Source organism: Arthrobacter sp. W4I7, from assembly GCF_030816215.1.
In the GTDB taxonomy this organism is placed as follows: Bacteria; Actinomycetota; Actinomycetes; order Actinomycetales; family Micrococcaceae; genus Arthrobacter; species Arthrobacter siccitolerans_A.
Window position 1 is genome coordinate 3,244,340 of sequence record NZ_JAUSXU010000001.1, and the last position, 19,392, is coordinate 3,263,731.

Below are 19,392 nucleotides of genomic sequence, written 5' to 3' on the forward strand. Positions count from 1 at the left end.
AGCCTCCAGAACCTTCCATTCACAAGGACCGAAAACAATGAACGCGCTCAAGAAACTCTTCGGTGGCGACACCCGACAATTCGGCATGATATTTGCCTTGGTAGCTCTGATAGTTCTCTTCCAGTGGCTTACCGGCGGCATCACCCTCACACCTGGCAATGTCATCAACCTCTTCAACGGCAACTCCTACATCCTCATCCTCGCCATCGGCATGGTGCTGGTGATCATCGCCGGCCACATCGATCTCTCGGTGGGTTCGGTGGCTGCCTTCGTGGGCATGGTGGTGGCGATCGCCATGCGGGACTGGGACATTCCCTGGTTTCTGGCCATCCTGCTTGGACTCGGCCTGGGTGCACTGATTGGAGCCTGGCATGGCTGGTGGACAGCTTATGTGGGCATCCCGGCCTTCATCGTGACCCTGGCGGGCATGCTGATCTTCCGCGGAGCCCAGCAGTTTGTTGGCCAGTCCAACTCGATTCCCGTCCCGCGGGAGTTCCAGTACATCGGCGCCGGCTATCTGCCGGAGGTTGGACCGAGCACCGGCTACAACAACCTGACCCTTCTTATCGGTCTCGCGGCCGTCGCTTTCGTGATCTACAGCGAAGTCCGCCGGCGGAGCACCGCCAAGGCGCTGGGCGCTGAAGTGCCTGAAAGCTGGGTGATGGTAGTCAAGCTTGTCCTGATTTGCGGCGCCATCCTTTACGCCACCTACTTGTTCGCCACCGGCCGCCCGGGCACGTCGTTCCCCGTTCCAGGCCTGATCCTGGCCATTCTCGTTCTGGTCTATGGCTTTATCTCCTCGAAGACCGTGGTGGGCCGCCATGTCTACGCCGTCGGCGGCAACCGCCACGCAGCTGAACTGTCCGGCGTGAAGTCAAAGAAGATTAACTTCCTGGTGATGATGAACATGTCCATCATTGCCGGCCTGGCCGGGATGATCTTCGTTGCCCGTTCAACGTCCGCAGGTCCGTCAGACGGAACCGGTTGGGAACTGGACGCCATCGCAGCAGTCTTCATCGGCGGCGCAGCAGTGACGGGCGGCGTCGGCACCGTCATCGGCTCCATCGTTGGCGGCCTGGTCATGGCTGTCCTGAACAACGGCCTGCAGCTCCTTAGCGTCGGTGCGGACTGGCAGTCGATGATCAAGGGCCTGGTGCTGCTGGTAGCCGTGGCCATCGACGTCTACAACAAGTCACAGGGCCGGGCCTCGATCATTGGGCTGATGATGAAGAACTTCAGCCGCCCATCCGGGGGACCTGGTACCCCACTGCAGCCGGACGAAGTCACCTCAACAAAAGAAACCATCTCCAGGGAAGCCTGAGATCCAGGTTCCGGAGCCAACACCCCAAAAGAAAGTGAACCAAGTTATGCGAATGATCGGTAAAGCAGGAAAGGCAGCAGCGATAGCTGCGATCGCGGCACTGGCGCTGACGGCCTGCGGACGGGCGGAGCCCGGCACCTCAAGCGGTACAAGCGCGGCTCCCGCCGGCTTCGCGCAGGACTCCGCCATCGGCGTCGCACTTCCCAAGAAGACCAGTGAGAACTGGGTCCTGGCCGAAAAGCTGTTCAACAACGGCCTCACGGGCGCCGGGTTCAAACCAACAGTCCAGTTCGCCAACAACGGCGTGGCTGAGCAGCAGAACCAAATCAGCGCCATGATTGCCAAAGGCGCGAAGGTCGTTATTGTGGGTGCCCTCGATGGCTCGCAGCTGGGTACCCAGCTCCAGCAGGCCAAGGACTCCGGCGCGACGATCATTGCCTATGACCGGCTGCTGCTGAACACCGAGAACGTGGACTACTACGTGGCCTACGACAACTTCAAGGTCGGCGAGCTCCAGGGCCAGGCCCTGCTGGACGGCATGAAGGCCAAAAAGCCCGCCGGTCCGTACAACGTTGAGCTCCTTGCCGGCTCGCCGGATGACGCAAATGCAAAGGTGTTTTTCGACGGCGCAATGAAGGTCCTGAAGCCGAAGATCGATGACGGAACGCTCAAGGTGCTCTCCGGACAGACGACTTTCGAAAAGGCCGTTACCCAGGACTGGAAGGCTGAGAACGCCCAGCGCCGGATGGATACGCTCCTGACGGGGTCCTATGGGACTGAGTCCCTGGACGGCGTCCTTTCACCGAACGACACCCTTGCCCGCGCCGTCATTACGTCTGTCAAGGCGGCCGGCAAGCCCCTGCCTGTCGTCACGGGCCAGGATTCCGAGGAGGCGTCTGTCAAGTCCATCCTTGCCGGCGAGCAGTACTCCACCATCAACAAGGACACCCGCAAGCTCGTTGAGCATGCGATCGTCATGGTCAAGGATCTCCAGGCCGGCAAGACGCCTGAAATCAACGACAAGGACTCCTACAAGAACGGAGTCAAGACCGTCCCGGCATACCTCCTGCCGCCGGTCATCGTCACGTCCGCGAATGTGAAGACCGCTTACACCGACGATCCGGTACTCGGCCCGATCACCAAGTAGATGATCACCAAGTAGCAATTGGTCCGGAACAGCCCGGTCCCCCACCTTGGGGACCGGGCTTTTCCGTGCCTGTTACCCTTCACAGCCCAAACACAGCTTCGCACCGCGGCCCGCACAGGATGCGGCACAAGAGTGGACCCGAAGCCAGCCTTTCAGGCCGGCACCGGAACCATAGGAGTAACGTGAGCGTCCTTGCCCGCAGTGTAGGCAATGCCTTCAGAAACAAAGTCCGCACGGCAGCCGTTGTTGCCGTGCTGGCTGTTGCGATCGGCCTGGCTTTGGCCATGCTGGTGGCCAACCAGGCTGTCGCAGCCAAAGTCCAGGAACTGAACGCCTCCGTCGGCACCGTGCTGACGGTGAACCCCGCCGGCGGGCAGGGCTTCGAAGGCGGCGGCGAACCTCTCACAGCCGAGCAGGCAGCAACCGCCGCGGCCGTTCCCAACGTCAGCGCCGTCGTCGGGACCCAGTCCCTCCGCCTCCGCAACGCCACCGAAGCTGCCGCCCAGGCGGCCTCCGGAACCGGGGCAGGCCCCGGCGGCGGGCAGGGCGGTCCCGGCGGCCAGGCCTCGGCCACCCTCACCACCAGCCTCACCGCCGCCGTCGACGCCGGAACCCTGGGCGGACGCAACCAGGCCGCCAACGGCACCACCACCCAGCCCGTTCGGTCGCTGCCCATCACCGCAACCGGCATCGGCGCTGAGGTGGACGCCACCGGCAAGGCACTGAACATCACCGAAGGCACGGGCCTCGGCGACTACACCGCGGAGTCCGCCAGCGCCCTGCTCGGAACCACACTGGCCGGGAAGAACAGCCTCACCGTCGGGTCCACTTTCACGGTCAACGACCAGACCTACACCGTGGCTGGCCTGTTCGACGCCGGCACCACCTTCGGCAACAACGCCGTCTACGTCACGCTTCCCACAGCCCAGACCCTCGCCGGACTTCCGGGTGAGCTTGCCAGCATGATCGTTACCGTGGACTCACTGGAAAACGTCGCATCCGCCAAGACTGCCCTGGAGGCGGCGCTTGGTACCGACAAGGCCGATGTCACGCAGGGGCAGAACCTGGAAACCGCGCTGAGCTCACTGGGCAGCGTCAAGAACATTTCCTTCATCGCCTTCATCGCAGCCCTCGGCACGGCCGGCCTGATCATCCTCCTGATCATGGTGATGCTGGTCCGCGAACGCCGCCGGGAAATCGGTGTACTGAAGGCCATCGGGGCACCCAACCGCACCATCGGCCTGCAGTTTGTCCTCGAAGCCCTGGTCCTGGCGGCCCTGGGCAGCGCCGCGGGCGCCGCCATCGCCTCCTTCGCCAGCGGCGGGATCGCTTCGGCGCTGATCAGCACCAACAGCACCAGCACGACGGCGGTTCTCACCACTGGCCGCGGGGCCGCCATGGCCGGGGCTGCTGGAGGTGCCGGCCTGCCAGGCGGAGCCGGTTTCCCCGGCGGCCAGGGAGGACCGTTCGGCGGGGCAGCCCAGCTGATGAGCAGTGTCACCGCCAGTGCATCCCCCGGCGTGATCGCGGCGGGCATCGGCGCTGTCTTTGGCGTGGCCATCATCGGCGCGCTCGTCCCGGCGCTGCTCACGGCACGCATCCGTCCCATCGAAGTCCTGCGAGGAGAATAACCATGATTGAAGTCAAGAACCTGGTCCGCACCTTCAACTCCGGTGACCGCACCATCAAACCCGTCAACGACGTCAGCTTCGAGCTCGAGCAGGGAACCCTCGCCTCCATCGTCGGTAAGAGCGGCAGTGGAAAGAGCACGCTGTTGTCCCTCCTGGGTGCGCTGGACAAACCCACCAGCGGGGACGTCGTCGTCAACGGCGTGAGCCTGGCCAGGATGCCCGACTCGAAGCTCACGGAGTACCGCAGGCGGGACATCGGCTTTGTCTTCCAGCAGTTCAACCTGATTCCCAACCTCTCCGCAGTGGACAACGTGATGCTGCCCATGGAGTTCGCGGGGATGCGCAAGGCCGCCCGGCTGCAGCGCGCCAAGGACCTGCTGGTGCAGGTACAGCTGGATCCCGAGAAGCATGACCGGCGCATCAACAGGCTTTCCGGCGGTGAGCAGCAGCGGGTGGCGATTGCCCGGGCCCTCGCCAACGAGCCCAAACTGATCCTCGCCGATGAGCCCACCGGAAACCTTGACGAGCAAACCGGCGACCACATCATCGAACTCCTCAGCTCGCTCAGCCGGGACCACGACACCACCATCCTCGTTGTCACGCACGACCGCGCTCTCGCCAACAAAACGGACCGCCGCTTCCGCCTGCAGCAGGGCAAACTGACGGAGGAACCGGTGCGCAGGCCTGTGGCGTCCGCCTCTCCAGCCGTTTAGACGCACGAGCGGGCATTCAGCACTGACAAGTATGGGGAGGGTCCAGCAGCGCGGCCCTCCCCCGCCGTCCGCCCGCTGCTCCCACCCTCCATCACTTTTCGTCGCGTTCCCTTCGACCCTCCATCACTTTTCGTCGCGTTTCCTTCGACCCTCCATCACTTTTCGTCGCATTTCCTTCGACCCTCCATCACTTCCCGCGAGTACTACCAGCCGCTCCAGCACTGCGGTGAGAGGATGGTCCCCATGAGTGCGCCTATCGCCCAGCCGTGGCTTTCCAGCCAATCCGACCCGGATCCCCGCTCCGCCACCGGGACTCCCCTTCGGTGGGGAGTCATCGCCACCGGGGGAATCGCCCGCTCCGTCTCGGAGGACCTTGCACTCCTGGTTGATGCCGAACTGTATGCCGTCAGTTCCCGCGGGCAGGACACTGCGGACGCGTTTGCTGTCGCCTACGACTTCGCCAGGGGGTATGGAGACGACGGCGGAGTGGCCGGCTACCAGCGGCTGCTCGCCGATGAGGCGGTGGACGTTGTCTATGTGGCGACGCCCCACGCCCAGCACCATGAGATTGTGCTCGCTGCCCTCAAAGCGGGCAAACACGTTCTCTGCGAGAAGGCGTTCACCATCAACGCCCGGGAAGCATCCGAACTGATTGACCTGGCCCGCAGCCGCAACCTGTTCCTGATGGAAGCAGTCTGGAGCCGCTTCCTGCCAAGCATGCAGAGGGCTTTCGAGATTGCTGCTTCCGGAGAGATTGGCGACGTCCACTGGGTCACCGCCGATCTTGGGTTTCCTGCTCCGTATTCACCGACGGCGAGGCTTTGGGCCAGGAAGGACGGCGGCGGTGCATTATTGGATCTTTCGGTCTACCCGCTGCTGTGGGCATTGGGCACCCTTGGATTCCCGCAAACGGTCAGCGCCACGGGATTTGTTAATGACGACGGCGTCGATGCGCAGAATGCCATGACGCTCGGATACAACCATGGAGCCCAGGCCCAGCTCACTTCCTCCTTGCTCGCACATGGTCCGCGCACGGCCAGCGTGGCCGGCAGCAAAGGCTTTCTGCAGAGCATCGGGTCGATCAATAATCCGCGTGAGCTGGTTGTTGGATCCGGATGGGACGAACGACGTGTTGAGTCCTTTGACGTTGTGGGCCGCGGCTACACCTATGAACTGCGTGAGGTGACACGGTGTATCCAGCAGGGCCTCACGGAAAGCCCCGTGATGCCGCTGGAGGACACTCTGAACATCATGCGGCTTTTCGACGGCGTACGGGCGCAGCTGGGCGTCAGCTACCCGAATGACGGCCACTAGAACACTTCAGCAGCCGCCGTCAATGCAATGACTGGCAGAAGACGCCTTGTCATGCGCCCGGCACAAGAGTTTCCGCTTTTGTCGATTTGTTTTAGCAGACCCTAGACTTCCCGCAACATCCGGTCTTACGCTGTAGGCATTGTCGAATGCAACGGTACTGGGGGTGGTACGCATGGTTAACGCTGTTTCTCCATGGCGTGCCCTGCGGCCGGTGCTCCTTGCGGGTGCTGCGACCCTTACCTGGCTGACTTTTTCATCGCCGGCAGCTTCTGCTGACGTACTTTCGGACACATCATCGCTGCTTGGCGGTGTCACCAGCTCGGTGTCCTCGGTAACGGACAGGCTGGCCGGCCCCGCACTAACTGTTCCTGCCCCACCTCCTCCTGCCACGCCGCCTGTGGGGCTGCTTCAGCCCTTTGTGGGTCAGGTTTCGGGCATCGCTGACAACATCGTTTCAGTCGTCCCTGTGGTGAACCAGGTGGTTCCCGCCGGTACCGTCACGGCTGTCGCTGCTCCGATCGCTTACGTTGCGGACGGAGCAACCGCAGCAGTTGTGGAAGCTGTTGTTCCACCGGTAGCCGGATCCCTTCCCGGACTCGAACCCGTCCTCCAACCTGTTTCCGATTTGGTGACAGGCACGGCACCGCTGCCGGTTGAGCTTCCCGAACTGCCTGTCCGGGCGGTCCACGAGGACGCTCCTGTGCCTGGCGCCGTAGCCCCCACGGAAGCGGCCGCGGAACCGGCACCCGCAGACACCTCGGCACTTTCGGGTTGGTCCCTTACTGCCGCTCCGGATACCGCTACTTTCCCTTATGGTTCGGTTGCCCTCGCGGGAACTTCCGCCACACTTTGGGTGGCCGCGAGCGTATCTGACTTCAGTGATGAGCAGCCAAGCACGGCGGACCCTTCGCCCGCCCCTGCCCAGGCTCCTGCTGCCCCTGGCTCCGGCGCAGGAAGCGGAGCGGCTTCAGGCGGTTCCCCGCGGTTCGGCTGCATTCCTGAGCCCCTTCAACTTTGATCTGCCTCTTTCCGGTGCTGTCTGCGCCGGTGAATCCCCTGAGCATGCCCCTGCACCGGTGTCATTCGACCCCGGTTCTTCTCCTGACTAGTTGAGGCCCGTCTGCCTTTTGCGGCAGAACGCGGCCATTTCGGGTTGCTGTCACGCACCCCTAATCAACTTTCTCAGGAGACATCACCATGAGTTCCAACCTTCGCAGGGGGCTGCTTGGCACCCTCTTTGCTGGCGGGCTTTTAGCCCTCGGCTGCACCGCGGCAAATGCCGCGGACACCACCAGCGGATCGGATCTGTCCGCATCCGCCCTCATCTCGGCGGCGGCGTCCGCTGACTCGGCGTCGTTGGGCCTGCTGGGTGACCCAACGCCGTCCGGTTCAACGGCCGTCGCCGCCGTAGTGGATGCCGCGGTTAACCTCGGCACCGCCACAGGCACAGGCCAAACCACCAGCCCTGACCTCGCAGCAGCAGCCGTTGTTGACCTCGGCCTCGGCAACACCGTCACCAACGCAACCGACACCTCCGCGGCCGACCTGGCCGTCGCAGCAGACGTCGCTGTAGACCTCGGCAACACCACAGGCACCGGCCAAACCACCAGCCCCGATCTGGAAGCAGCAGCCGTTGTTGACCTCGGCCTCGGCAACGCCGTTACCAACGCAACCGACACCTCCGCGGCCGACCTGGCCGTCGCAGCAGACGTCGCTGTAGACCTCGGCAACACCACAGGCACCGGCCAAACCACCAGCCCTGATCTGGCAGCAGGAGCCGTTGTTGACCTCGGCCTCGGCAACACCGTCACCAACGGAACCGACACGTCAGCGGCCGACCTGGCCGTCGCAGCAGACGTCGCTGTAGACCTCGGCAACGCCACCACTGACGGACTCACCACCGGCGGGCTCGACGCCGTCGTAGATGCAGTCGTCAACCTCAACCTCGGCAACAGCACCACCGACGGACTCACCTCCGGCGGGCTCGACGCCGCCGTAGACGCAGTCGTCAACCTCAACCTCGGCAACGGCACTACCGACGGACTCACCACCGGCGGGCTCGACGCCGCCGTAGACGCAGTCGTCAACCTCAACCTCGGCAACAGCACCACCGACGGACTCACCACCGGCGGGCTCGACGCCGCCGTAGACACAGTGGTGGACCTTGGCACTGGCAACACCGGTGGGCTCGGTGCCGGGATCGACCTGGGCATTGACCTCGGCCTCGGTCTGGGCAGCGACGGCAATGGCACGGAGAACCCGGGCACCGGGACGCCGGGCACTGAAAACCCCGGCACGGTTGACCCGGGTGACGGCAACACCGGGGACACCGGCACCGTCGACCCCGGTACCACCGCTCCGGGTACAAACACCCCCGGCAACAGCGCCAACACCGGAGGCGACAATGGTAATGACGCCGGCACGGCCGGTACCGGCGGCTTCTCTGCAGCACCGGCAGGTTCCTCCGCAGTGAGCGGCGCTATCGACATCGACACCAGCGCGGGGAGCACCGCCACCCAGCGCGGGACGGCAAACGGCAGCACTGCCCTGGCCAACACTGGCATGGATGCTTCACTGGTTCCGCTCGCCCTGCTGCTCCTGGCGGCCGGACTCCTGGTCCTCCTCCGCAAGCGCACGGTGTCCTAGACGCCGGGCACTTGTTGACCGTGCCTGCACCTAGCGCCTGAAGCGGCAGCAGCAAGCAGGCTGAGCGAGAGGAGGACCCCGCAAAACACAACACGCAATCATTCAAGTACACGCAAACATGTCATCAGCACACATGTCCTTGGGGCCGGTGGTCCGGCGGTGAAAGCTAGAGGTTCACCGCCGGGCCCTCGGCATGTCCCGGGAATGTAGGGCAAAGCCGCCTAGTCCTCGTACTCCACCCCCGTATAATTTGAGGTACGACAGTGCCGCAGCGCACCGGGAGGAACGGTATGGTGGCGGAATCGCCTAGCTCCATCAAGAATGAAGTGGTCGGCGGACGTTATCGGTTGGGTGAGGTCATTGGCCGCGGCGGGATGTCATCGGTCTATTGTGCCCGGGACGAGAAACTGGGCCGCGATGTTGCCCTGAAGCTCTTCGCCCCCCAGGCACCGGACGCAGACGAACTGAAACGCCAGGAAGCGGAAATCCAGCTTCTGGCCACCCTGAACCATCCCGGCTTGGTGACCCTCTTTGACGCCGGCATCGACAACCGGATTCCGGACGAGCCCAGGCCCTTCCTCACCATGGAACTGGTGGAGGGCCAGGACCTGCGGACCCGGATCAGGCACAGCCGCGTTCCCCTGGAGGAACTCTCGGTAATCGGGGCTGGCGTCGCCGACGCCCTGGCTTACGTTCACGGCCTGGGAATCATCCACCGGGACATCAAGCCCGCCAACATCCTGCTGGTCCAGATCCGGCCGGGCGAGCCCCTGCGCCCTAAACTCACGGACTTCGGCATCGCCAGGATCGCGGATGCAACCCGGCTCACCGCTACAGGAACCATGGTGGGCACGGCCGCTTACCTCAGCCCGGAGCAGGCCCTGGGCAAGCCCCTCGCCCCCGCCTCGGACATCTATTCCCTGGGACTCGTGCTGCTCGAATGCATCAAGGGCACCGTTGAATACCCGGGCGGTGCCGTGGAATCTGCAGTCGCCCGCCTGCACCGAGCACCCGAGATTCCCGAGGATCTGCCCAAGGAATGGGCCGATCTGATCCGCTCCATGACGACGATTGAACCGCTGGAACGTCCCGCCGCAGCGGACATCGAGACTGCCCTGCGGCAGGCACTGGTTTCGCCCGCATCCACGCCGGGAGAACTCGTTCCCGAAACCACGCGGGTCCTGCCGGCCATGCCGTTCCACCCTCCTTCCATCACTGCCGAGGAATCGGTGGAAGAACTTCGTGAAGCCGCGGGTCCTGCGGCCGGAACCTCTTCTGTGGCCCCGGGGCTGGGGAACAAGGGCAAACAGTCCGGAAAGAAGCTGCCCGCAAAGTCCGGGCGCAGGCGGATCTGGCTGTTGGTGCTTCTGGGGATCGTTGTGTTGGCAGCTGCTGTTTCAGTGGTGCTGGTGAGCCTCTCCGCCCAGTCCACCCCCGACATCGTGCCTTACCCAACGGTAACCGGCGTCTTGGGCGACCATCTGGAGGAACTCCAGAAGAGCGTGCAGCCATGAGCCTGAGGCACATCCATGGTTGGCCGCACTCGCGGGCCATGGCCTGGACGGCGGCTGTGCTGGCCGCCGGGCTGATGGCTGGCTGCGGCACCAATGACGCGGGTCTGCAGCCAAGCGCTGCCCGGCAACTCCAGGCACGCGTCCTTGAGGTGAGCGAGGCCTCGTCGCGGAATGATCCCGCCGCGGCACTGAAAGCCCTGGAAAACCTTGACGCTGATCTGGCGGCTGCGCAAAGCAAGGGCCAGGTTTCCGAGGAACGGCGGCAGACCATCACCACTATCGCCGCGGCCGTGCGCGCCGACCTTGACGAGGCAGCTGCGGCGGCGGCCAAGGCAGCGGAAGATGCGCGGATCACTGAGCAGGCGGCTGCTGCCGCCCGGGCCTCCCAAAAGGCTGCACAGGACGCTGCCAATACTCCGGCTCCCGCCCAGGCACCAGCTCCGCCGGCTACCGGCAACGGCGACGATAAGAAGGGCAACCAGGACAAAGGCAAAGGCAAGGACTAAGACTTGGCCCCTGGGTCCCGCTGACGGAGACAAAGGCCAACGACGGCGGGACGCCGGCAATGTGGGCCCGCGAGTCCCAGCCAAACGATGAAGAGGCGGTGCCCCGGACATCCGGGACACCGCCTCTTGCGTTGCCTGTTTTAGAAGACAAGCAAATCTGTGCTAGCTCAGGGTGGAGAGCACCTTGTTCAGCGTGGCGGACGGCCGCATCACGGAGGAAGCCTTCGCGTCATCCGGGCGGTAGTAGCCTCCGATGTCCACCGGCGAGCCCTGGACCTCTGCCAGCTCACCCACGATGGTCTCCTCCTTGGAGGAAAGCTCGTTGGCGACGGAGCTGAATGCGGCGGCGAGGTCGGCGTCGTCCGTCTGTTTGGCCAGTTCCTCGGCCCAGTAGCGGGCCAGGAAGTAGTGGCTGCCGCGGTTGTCCAGTTCACCGGCACGGCGGCTCGGCGACTTGTTCTCGAGCAGGAAGGTGCCGGTGGCGCGGTCCAGGGTGTCGGCCAGGACCTGGGCTCGTGCGTTGCCCGTGGTGGTGGCCAGGTGCTCGAAGCTGACGGCCAGGGCCAGGAATTCACCCAGGCTGTCCCAGCGCAGGTGGTTTTCCTTGAGCAGCTGCTGGACGTGCTTCGGGGCGGATCCGCCGGCGCCGGTTTCGAAGAGCCCGCCGCCGTTCATCAGCGGAACGACGGAGAGCATCTTGGCGCTGGTGCCCAGTTCGAGGATGGGGAAAAGGTCCGTGAGGTAGTCGCGCAGGACGTTGCCGGATACCGAGATGGTGTCCTCGCCCTTGCGGATGCGCTCCAGGGTGAACGCGATCGCCTTGACCGGGGACATGATGCGGATGTCCAGGCCCTCGGTGTCGTGGTCCTTCAGGTACTCGTTTACCTTGGCGATGAGGTTGGCATCGTGGGCGCGTTCTTCGTCCAGCCAGAACACGGCCGGGGTCTGGGAGGCGCGGGCACGGGTGACCGCCAGCTTGACCCAGTCGCGGATGGGCAGGTCCTTGGTCTGGCAGGCGCGCCAGATGTCGCCCTCGGCAACCTGGTGTTCGATCAGGACGTTCCCGGCGCCGTCAACAATCTGGACAGTGCCGGCTTCCTGGATTTCAAAGGTCTTGTCGTGGCTGCCGTATTCTTCCGCCGCCTGCGCCATGAGGCCGACGTTCGGCACGGTGCCCATGGTGGTGGGGTCGTAGGCGCCGTTGGCGCGGCAGTCGTCGAGGACCACCTGGTAGATGCCGGCGTAGGAGCTGTCCGGCAGCACGGCCAGGGTGTCTGCTTCCTTGCCGTCCGGGCCCCACATGTGGCCGGAGCTGCGGATCATAGCGGGCATGGAAGCATCCACGATGACGTCACTGGGTACGTTCAGGGTGGTGATGCCCTTGTCCGAGTCCACCATGGCCAGGGCGGGACCCTCTTCGAGGCCCTTCTTGATGAGGTTCTGGACGCCGTTGCGGACGTCCTCCGGCAGGTCCTCGAGGCTGCTCAGGATAGCGGCGAGGCCGTTGTTGGGGCTGATGCCGGCAGCTGCGAGCTGCTTGCCGTAGGTCTCAAAAAGTTCGGAGAAGTAGGCCTTGACCACGTGGCCGAAGATGATGGGGTCCGAAACCTTCATCATGGTGGCCTTGAGGTGGGCGGAGAACAGCACGCCCTCTTCCTTGGCGCGGGCAACCTGGGCCGCCAGGAATTCATCAAGTGCGGCGGCGCGCATCACGGTGCCGTCGATGACCTCGCCGGCAAGCACGGGGAAGGCCTTCTTCAAAACCTTCACGGAACCGTCTTCGCGGACCAGCTGGATGGCGATGGTGCCCTCGGACTCGATGACCACTGACTTCTCGTTCGACCGGAAGTCATCCTTGCCCATGGTGGCCACGTTGGTCTTGGACTCGGGGGTCCAGGCGCCCATGGAGTGCGGGTTCTGGCGTGCGTAGTTCTTCACGGACAGGGGTGCGCGGCGGTCCGAGTTGCCCTCACGCAGGACGGGGTTCACGGCGGAGCCCTTGATCTTGTCGTAGCGGGAGCGGATGGCCGTCTCCTCGTCCGAGGAGGGGTTGTCCGGGTAGTCCGGCAGCGCGTAGCCCTGGGCCTGCAGCTCTGCAATGGCCGCCTTCAGCTGCGGGATGGAGGCGCTGATGTTGGGCAGCTTGATGATGTTGGCTTCCGGCGTCTTCGCCAGCTCACCGAGTTCAGCAAGGGCGTCACCGATCTGCTGCTCGGGGGTCAGGTAGTCACCGAAGACGGCGATGATGCGGCCGGCGAGCGAAATGTCGCGGGTCTCCACCTCCACACCTGCTGTCGAGGCGAACGCCTCGATGATGGGCAGGAACGAATAGGTAGCCAGCATCGGCGCTTCGTCGGTGTGGGTGTAGATAATCTTGGACATGCGCGGGCGTCTCCCTGTGGGTCGGCTTGGTTGTGAATCCGGTCTATTCACCAACCTTTAACTTACCCGAGGACCCGCGCCCGAACCGTACCCGATGCGTTGGATTACTTGCCGCCCCTGCGCCTCCTGTGGGGAATGTCACTTGGCCAAACCTGTCCGTACAGGGCATCCTGCCGGCGCAACTCCGCCGTCGCCGTAAACGTGTGCACGGGGTCCAAGTCCCGCAGCCGCGCGGCATCAGCAGATGCCGCTGCATCGAAAGAGGCCGGTTGCGGCTCTTCCTCCTGTCTCCTGGTGTCACCGGGTCCGGCCGGCTTTGCTGATCTGCGGAAGGAAAACATCAGGGACTCACCCTCTCTCGGTGCCCGGAGCCCAGTCGGACGCGCCATTTGGTATGCCCAAGGTAACTTGGGTTTGACGCACCACGGCTGCTTTTCCCTGGTTCTGCGGGATCTCTGTGGGTGGGCAGGGGTTTCCGCAGGCGATCCTTGAGCCGCCGGAGGCCGCTACATTATAGGTCACTACTATTTACAAATCTGTCATATCCCGATAAATTCGGGACGTCACACCCGGCCCTCCCCGGCTCATCCCCGTTACGACAGGACAACAATGACACGCACCAGGTCCCTGGCTACCGGCTTTCTGAGCCTCTCGGCCGCAGCCGTTCTGGCACTTACTGCCGCCGGCGGAGCCACCGCTGCCCCGGCCGCTTCCGAGGACAAAAAGAATCCTTCCGTGACCAGTGCGGCCGTTGAGAACGCCGGCGCAGCCGATTACTGGACGGCAGACCGGATGCTGACCGCCATCCCCGGTGACGTCCTGGCCGGCAAGGCGCTGGAACGGGGCAACCGGTCCAGCCCACTGCTCGTGGAAAAGAGCAAGAGCACCGAGGTCAAGGCCTCCCGGAGCAAGCAGACCCTCGCGCAGAGTGAAACTCCGGTGAAGACCGTCGGCAAGGTCTTCTTTACGCTTGCCGGAGTCAACTACGTATGCTCGGGCAACTCTGTGTCCGCCAAGAACAAGAGCACGGTGTCCACGGCGGGGCACTGTGTAAATGAGGGACCCGGAGCCTTTGCCACCAAGTTCGTTTTTATTCCTGCATACGAGAACGGCGCAGCACCATACGGCAAGTGGACTGCCACCTCCCTGCATACACCCACCCAGTGGAGCAGCGGCGGGGACATGACCTACGACACCGGGTTCGCCGTGGTAGGCAGGAACACCAGCGGGCAGTACCTGGCCGACGTCGTTGGCGCGTCGGGCGTGGCGTTCAACCAAGCGTATGGCCTGACCTACAAGTCCTACGGCTACCCGGCAGCCTCGCCGTTCAACGGTGAAACACTGAAAAGCTGCTATGGCCGTGCAAGCAAGGACACGAACAACCCGCAGTTCGGCACCCAGGGAATTCCCTGCGACATGACCGGCGGCTCCTCGGGTGGGCCCTGGTTCATCCAGACCAGCCGGACGACAGGTGCAGACGGACCCCAGAACTCCATCAACAGCTACGGCTACAACGGCTCCGCCGTCATGTACGGCCCCTACTGGGGTGCTGTCATCCAGCAGGCCTACAACAGTGCAGCAGCATCCTAAGGACCCTCCTTCCAGCGAGGATGCCGTCAGCCGCAGGGACCTGAACCAGACCCGCGAGGAGATCCTCGAGTACTGGACAAAGGAGCGGATGGCGGAAGCCAGACCCCGGGAGCTTCGGCTTCCGGAGCCCGGCCCGCCACCAGCTGACCAGGACTAAGCCCGGACATCACGACGGCGCCTGTCCCCTACCAAGGGGACAGGCGCCGTCGTTTGTGGCCCCACGGGAGGCTAGGGAGCCGGTATGGGCCCACGGGAGGCTAGGGAACCGGTCTGGGCCCACGGGAGGCTAGGGAGCCGGTGGGGATTAGTGGAAGAAGTGCCGGGCACCGGTGAAGTACATGGTGATGCCGGCCGCGTTGGCGGCCGCGATGACTTCCTCATCCCGGACCGAGCCGCCGGGCTGGACCACGGCGCGGACGCCGGCGTCGATCAGGATCTGCAGGCCGTCAGCGAACGGGAAGAACGCGTCGGAAGCCGCCACGGCACCGCGGGCCCGCTGGGGCGCCCCGCTCGCACCTGCTTCTGCCGTCGCGACGTTGCTGGCACCGCCAGCACCTTCGACGTCGGACTCCACCTGCACGCCAAGGGTGTTGGCCCGCTCCACGGCCAGGCGGCAGGAATCCAGGCGGTTGACCTGCCCCATGCCGATCCCCACGGCAGCGCCGTCCTGGGCAAGCAGGATGGCGTTGGACTTGGCGGCGCGGCAGGCGGTCCAGGCGAAGGCGAGGTCCGCAAGCGTCTTCCCGTCCGCGGCCTCGCCGGCGGCCAGGGTCCAGTTGGCGGGGTTGTCGCCGTCGGCATCAACCTTGTCGCTGACCTGGACCAGGACGCCGCCGGACACCTGGCGGAGCTCCGTCGGGTAGCGGCCGTAGCCCTCCGGAAGGGCAAGCAGGCGGATGTTCTTCTTCTTGGACAGGATCTCCACGGCCTCGGGCTCGAAGCCCGGGGCGATGACAACCTCCGTGAAGATGTCCTTCACCGTGTTGGCCATGCCGGCGGTCACCGTGCGGTTTGAGGCGATGACGCCGCCGAAAGCTGAGACGGGATCGCAGGCGTGCGCCTTCGTGTGGGCGTCGGCGATGGGGTCCGCAGCATCTGCAGCGCCCACTGCTACGCCGCAGGGGTTGGCGTGCTTGATGATGGCGACGGCAGGCTCGCTGAAGTCGTAGGCCGCACGCAGTGCTGCATCGGCGTCCACAAAGTTGTTGTAGCTCATGGCCTTGCCGTGCAGCTGGTCGGCCTGGGCGATGCCCGCCGGGGCGGCCTTGTCGACGTAGAGGGCTGCCTGCTGGTGCGGGTTTTCGCCGTAGCGCAGCACCTCGGAGCGCTCAAGGGAAAGGCCGGCGTAGGCGGGCCAGTCGATGACGCCGTCGCCGTCTTCATCCAGGAACTGGCTCGCGGTCCAGGTGGCCACGGCGTTGTCATAGGAGGCGGTGTGGGCGAACGCCTTGGCGGCCAGCCGGCGTCGGGTTTTCAGGTCGAAACCGCCCTCGGCGGCAGCGGTGACCACCTGGCCGTAGAAGGAGGGGTCCACCACAATGGCGACGGCGGCGTGGTTCTTCGCGGCGGAGCGCACCATGGCGGGGCCTCCGATGTCGATCTGCTCCACAACATCGTCCTGGGCAGCACCGGACTTCACGGTCTCGACGAACGGGTAGAGGTTCACCACCACCAGGTCGAAGGGCTCGATCTCCATGCTGGTCAGCGTTTCCATGTGCGCCGGGACCCGGCGGTCAGCCAGGATGCCGCCGTGGACGCGCGGGTGCAGCGTCTTGACGCGGCCGTCCAGCATCTCGGGCGAGCCGGTGACTTCCTCGACCTCCTGGACGGGAATGCCGGCCGCGGCGATCTTCTTGGCCGTGGACCCGGTGGACACCAGCTTCACTCCTGCTGCATGCAGGCCCTGGGCGAGCTCCTCCAGACCGGTCTTGTCGTAAACCGAGATCAGGGCCCGGCGGATGGGAACACGGTCAATGGATACGCGCTCATGCTGCGTGAAGCTCACAAATGTCTCCGTCTTATGTCGCGGAACAGTGCCGCGGTTGGTGGGGATACGGCCAGTTTATCGCGAAGTGCACTTTGCCCCCTGTGCAGGCGGAAGTGTGAACGTCAGCGGCCCGGGATAAAGTTCTTCCAGGAGGCTGCGATGAATACTTACACCACTGTGCCGAGCGGCGAGCAGGTGGTCCAGGAACTGCCATGGCGATGGAAAGTCCAGGGCAGGATCTTCGTGATCGGCGGCCTCGGTTTTATGTTCGATGCCTGGGATGTGACCCTGAACGGCATCCTCATTCCGCTGCTCTCCACGCACTGGGCCCTGTCCCCGGGCGACGTTGCGTGGGTGGGAACGGCCAACCTGATCGGCATGGCCCTCGGCGCTTTTGTGTGGGGAACCATCGCGGACACCGTCGGGCGCAGGAAGGCCTTCACGGCCACCCTGCTGATCTTCTCCCTCTTCACCGTGCTGGGCGCATTCTCCCCCGACTTCATCTTGTTCTGCCTGTTCCGGTTCATGGCCGGCTTCGGCCTGGGCGGCTGCATTCCTGTGGACTACGCGCTGGTGGGTGAGTTCACTCCCCGCAAGCAGCGCGGCAAGGTCCTGACGGCAATGGACGGCTGGTGGCCGGTGGGTGCCGCCCTGGCCGGTTTTGTCTCCGCCGGGCTCGTGGCGCTGTACGGAGACTGGCGGCTGACCATGCTGGTGATGGTGCTGCCTGCCCTGCTGGTCTTCTGGGTCCGCCGGAGCGTTCCGGAGTCGCCGCTGTTCCTGATCCGCAAGGGCCGGCGTGAGGAAGCAGCCAGGGTCATTGACGATCTGGTGGCGGCAACCGGGGCGGAACCGCGCGCCTACAGCCTGCCCGATGCCAGGGAAGTGCCCAGGCTTTCAGCCGGCAGTGCCTGGCATCAGCTACGCCTGGTGTGGCAGTTCAACTGGAAGATCACGGCCGCGGCCTGGTCCCTGTTCTTCACCATCCTGCTGGTCTACTACCTGTCGCTGACGTGGATGCCACGGATCCTGATCGGCGCAGGATTCGCGGAGTACAAGGCGTTTGTCACTACGGCGTCCATGGCCGCCGTCGGGCTTTTAGGCGTTATTGTTGCGGCCCTGCTGGTGGAGCGGGTGGGCCGCAAATGGATCCTCGCCATCACCGGTCCGCTGTCAGCGCTGACCCTGGTGATCGTTGCGATCGTGGTGGACATCCCCACGGCGGCGGTGTTCTGGCTTCTGGTGTTCGGCTTCGTGGTGCAGGTGGCCATCCCGGTCCTCTACGCCTACGTTTCCGAGCTCTACCCCACCGAGCTGCGCGGTACCGGTTTCGGCTGGGCGTCCACGTTCTCCCGGCTGGGCGCCGGCTTCGGCCCGCTCATTTTCGCGAACTACTTCTGGCCCGAGCTGGGCCTGGCCACCTCCTTCGCCCTGGCCGGAGGGCTGGTGCTGCTTGCCGTGCTGTGGATGGCGTTCTTCTCCCCCGAGACCAGGCAGCGCCGCCTCGACTAGCCCTCCCCCCACCCAACTAGGTAGCGCGAAGTGTCGTTTTGGAGCCTCAGAAGGACACTTAGCGCTACCTAGTTTCGTATACGTCATTCCCGGGACCAGCCTCGGAGCAGCAATGCCCGTCTCACTTTCGCTACAGCGAGCCCGGCATTGTTTTGCATGTGCCGTTTGGAGATTCGAACCAGCACCCATCCGGCGCGGCCGAAGTCCTCTTCGCGGGCAATGTCGCGAACCACCTGCTCCGTCTCGGAGTGTCCCGCGCCATCGTATTCCACGGCTACCTTCTGTTCGGGATAGCTTAGATCAGGTTGGCGTACGACGCCGGGACGCAGCTCGGTGGGCACGTTCAGCAGAGGTTCCGGCAGGCCGGCGTCTTCCAGCGCAAGCCGCAGCCTGGTTTCAGGAGCAGAGTCCGATCCCACTCTTGCCAGGTCAAGGGCCAAGCGCGCCTTCTGTATGCCGGGAGTCCCCTTATGCCGGTCGAGCATCTCGGCGAGGTTCTCCCGTGATGCGTAGGGCTCGGACCTTCCCTCGAATTCGGGCCGCGGAATCCGTAGCAGATGATCCGCGACGACCGTCAACTCTTCGATGCTCATCTTGCGGGAACAATCCAGCCACGTGCGGGTCCGGGAAGTGACCAGTAGGCCGTGATGGCTGACTATCTCGTCGTCGAAGAACTGCCCGCGGTGTCCTTTCACCCCGGGTCGGCGCATGATGGAAACGGTGTCAGGACGGGAGACGTGAAGCAGCGGTTCGTTGCTGCCCGGCAGGAATCCGGGAAACTGCCACAGCAGAAAGGCGGATGCATGCGAAGCTGCGGCAAAATCGGTGACCAAGGTGTAGGGCCGGATGCTAGGGGCGAGATCGTCCTGGTTGCACGCGTCCGGCACCCGCACTCCCCTGCTTGGCCGCTGCAAGCCTTGGTGACGGAGCCGGCGTCGGCTGATCCCGGCGTCGAGCGCTTCCTGGAAGGTGAACGGCAGGGAAGCCAATTGTTCGGGTAGGCGGCTTGGAACCTTCATCCGCCCATCGTGGCAGGCCTGCGTGAGCGCCGCTGGGGTTATCCACAGGCCGCCCCCATCCGCTCAACTAAGTAGCGCTAAGTGTCGTTTTGGCGGGTCAAAACGACACT

General features: G+C 64.4%; 15 protein-coding genes. 12 read left to right on the forward strand and 3 right to left on the reverse strand.

Annotation, left to right across the window (positions count from 1 at the left end; translation table 11 throughout):
* Positions 1-37: 37 nt before the first annotated feature.
* The 9 genes from mmsB to QF047_RS14760 all read left to right on the forward strand — a co-directional run bounded on the left by mmsB (position 38) and on the right by QF047_RS14760 (position 10,792).
* Positions 38-1,321, forward strand: a complete 1,284-nt coding sequence (gene mmsB / locus QF047_RS14720; protein WP_307278433.1) for a multiple monosaccharide ABC transporter permease — start codon at positions 38-40, stop codon at positions 1,319-1,321.
* 46 nt (positions 1,322-1,367) lie between these two features.
* Positions 1,368-2,468 (forward strand): sugar-binding protein, encoded by a 1,101-nt coding sequence (locus QF047_RS14725; RefSeq protein ID WP_307278436.1) that lies wholly within the window; start codon positions 1,368-1,370, stop codon positions 2,466-2,468.
* 182 nt (positions 2,469-2,650) lie between these two features.
* Positions 2,651-4,099, forward strand: a complete 1,449-nt coding sequence (locus tag QF047_RS14730) for an ABC transporter permease (RefSeq protein WP_307278439.1) — start codon at positions 2,651-2,653, stop codon at positions 4,097-4,099.
* Positions 4,100-4,101: 2 nt separating this feature from the next.
* Complete coding sequence (locus QF047_RS14735) at positions 4,102-4,812, forward strand: ABC transporter ATP-binding protein (protein ID WP_307278442.1); 711 nt, start codon at positions 4,102-4,104, stop codon at positions 4,810-4,812.
* A gap of 243 nt (positions 4,813-5,055) precedes the next feature.
* Positions 5,056-6,126, forward strand: a complete 1,071-nt coding sequence (locus QF047_RS14740) for a Gfo/Idh/MocA family protein (protein ID WP_307278444.1) — start codon at positions 5,056-5,058, stop codon at positions 6,124-6,126.
* 172 nt (positions 6,127-6,298) lie between these two features.
* Positions 6,299-7,144: a hypothetical protein gene (locus QF047_RS14745; RefSeq protein ID WP_307278447.1), complete on the forward strand. Its 846-nt coding sequence runs from the start codon at positions 6,299-6,301 to the stop codon at positions 7,142-7,144.
* A gap of 179 nt (positions 7,145-7,323) precedes the next feature.
* A complete protein-coding gene (locus QF047_RS14750) occupies positions 7,324-8,772 on the forward strand; it encodes a hypothetical protein (protein ID WP_307278450.1) in 1,449 nt (482 codons plus the stop codon).
* Between the two features lie 290 nt (positions 8,773-9,062).
* Positions 9,063-10,286 (forward strand): serine/threonine-protein kinase, encoded by a 1,224-nt coding sequence (locus QF047_RS14755; protein ID WP_307278453.1) that lies wholly within the window; start codon positions 9,063-9,065, stop codon positions 10,284-10,286.
* Complete coding sequence (locus QF047_RS14760) at positions 10,283-10,792, forward strand: hypothetical protein (protein WP_307278456.1); 510 nt, start codon at positions 10,283-10,285, stop codon at positions 10,790-10,792. The genes QF047_RS14755 and QF047_RS14760 overlap by 4 nt, the downstream gene beginning before the upstream one ends.
* A gap of 162 nt (positions 10,793-10,954) precedes the next feature.
* Here QF047_RS14760 and QF047_RS14765 read toward each other — a convergent pair whose 3' ends face one another.
* Entirely contained in the window at positions 10,955-13,174 is a 2,220-nt protein-coding gene (locus QF047_RS14765) for an NADP-dependent isocitrate dehydrogenase (RefSeq protein ID WP_307278458.1), read from the reverse strand.
* Positions 13,175-13,783: 609 nt separating this feature from the next.
* Between QF047_RS14765 and QF047_RS14770 the strand changes: the two genes are divergently transcribed.
* Together QF047_RS14770 and QF047_RS14775 are read left to right on the forward strand one after the other, a co-directional pair.
* Positions 13,784-14,764, forward strand: coding sequence for a serine protease (locus QF047_RS14770; RefSeq protein ID WP_307278463.1), 981 nt, complete (start codon positions 13,784-13,786; stop codon positions 14,762-14,764).
* A complete protein-coding gene (locus QF047_RS14775; RefSeq protein ID WP_307278466.1) occupies positions 14,748-14,921 on the forward strand; it encodes a hypothetical protein in 174 nt (57 codons plus the stop codon). Before QF047_RS14770 ends, QF047_RS14775 begins: the two co-directional genes overlap by 17 nt.
* Before the next feature lie 147 nt (positions 14,922-15,068).
* On the opposite strand, the gene purH is transcribed toward QF047_RS14775, so the two are convergent.
* Positions 15,069-16,769 carry a bifunctional phosphoribosylaminoimidazolecarboxamide formyltransferase/IMP cyclohydrolase gene (gene purH, locus QF047_RS14780; RefSeq protein WP_307278469.1) on the reverse strand — a complete coding sequence of 567 codons (1,701 nt, stop codon included), beginning with the start codon at positions 16,767-16,769 and terminating at the stop codon, positions 15,069-15,071.
* 141 nt (positions 16,770-16,910) lie between these two features.
* On the opposite strand from purH, the gene QF047_RS14785 reads away from it, so the two are divergent.
* Complete coding sequence (locus tag QF047_RS14785; protein WP_307278472.1) at positions 16,911-18,263, forward strand: MFS transporter; 1,353 nt, start codon at positions 16,911-16,913, stop codon at positions 18,261-18,263.
* A gap of 83 nt (positions 18,264-18,346) precedes the next feature.
* On the opposite strand, the gene QF047_RS14790 is transcribed toward QF047_RS14785, so the two are convergent.
* Complete coding sequence (locus tag QF047_RS14790; RefSeq protein WP_307278475.1) at positions 18,347-19,282, reverse strand: endonuclease domain-containing protein; 936 nt, start codon at positions 19,280-19,282, stop codon at positions 18,347-18,349.
* Positions 19,283-19,392 lie beyond the last annotated feature (110 nt).

Coding starts and splice junctions, on each gene's coding strand:
- mmsB (WP_307278433.1), top strand. CDS start 38: ATGAACGCGCTCAAGAAACTCTTCGGTGGCGACACCCGACAATTCGGC.
- QF047_RS14725 (WP_307278436.1), top strand. CDS start 1,368: ATGCGAATGATCGGTAAAGCAGGAAAGGCAGCAGCGATAGCTGCGATC.
- QF047_RS14735 (WP_307278442.1), top strand. CDS start 4,102: ATGATTGAAGTCAAGAACCTGGTCCGCACCTTCAACTCCGGTGACCGC.
- QF047_RS14740 (WP_307278444.1), top strand. CDS start 5,056: ATGAGTGCGCCTATCGCCCAGCCGTGGCTTTCCAGCCAATCCGACCCG.
- QF047_RS14745 (WP_307278447.1), top strand. CDS start 6,299: ATGGTTAACGCTGTTTCTCCATGGCGTGCCCTGCGGCCGGTGCTCCTT.
- QF047_RS14750 (WP_307278450.1), top strand. CDS start 7,324: ATGAGTTCCAACCTTCGCAGGGGGCTGCTTGGCACCCTCTTTGCTGGC.
- QF047_RS14755 (WP_307278453.1), top strand. CDS start 9,063: ATGGTGGCGGAATCGCCTAGCTCCATCAAGAATGAAGTGGTCGGCGGA.
- QF047_RS14760 (WP_307278456.1), top strand. CDS start 10,283: ATGAGCCTGAGGCACATCCATGGTTGGCCGCACTCGCGGGCCATGGCC.
- QF047_RS14765 (WP_307278458.1), bottom strand. CDS start 13,174: ATGTCCAAGATTATCTACACCCACACCGACGAAGCGCCGATGCTGGCT.
- QF047_RS14770 (WP_307278463.1), top strand. CDS start 13,784: ATGACACGCACCAGGTCCCTGGCTACCGGCTTTCTGAGCCTCTCGGCC.
- QF047_RS14785 (WP_307278472.1), top strand. CDS start 16,911: ATGAATACTTACACCACTGTGCCGAGCGGCGAGCAGGTGGTCCAGGAA.
- QF047_RS14790 (WP_307278475.1), bottom strand. CDS start 19,282: ATGAAGGTTCCAAGCCGCCTACCCGAACAATTGGCTTCCCTGCCGTTC.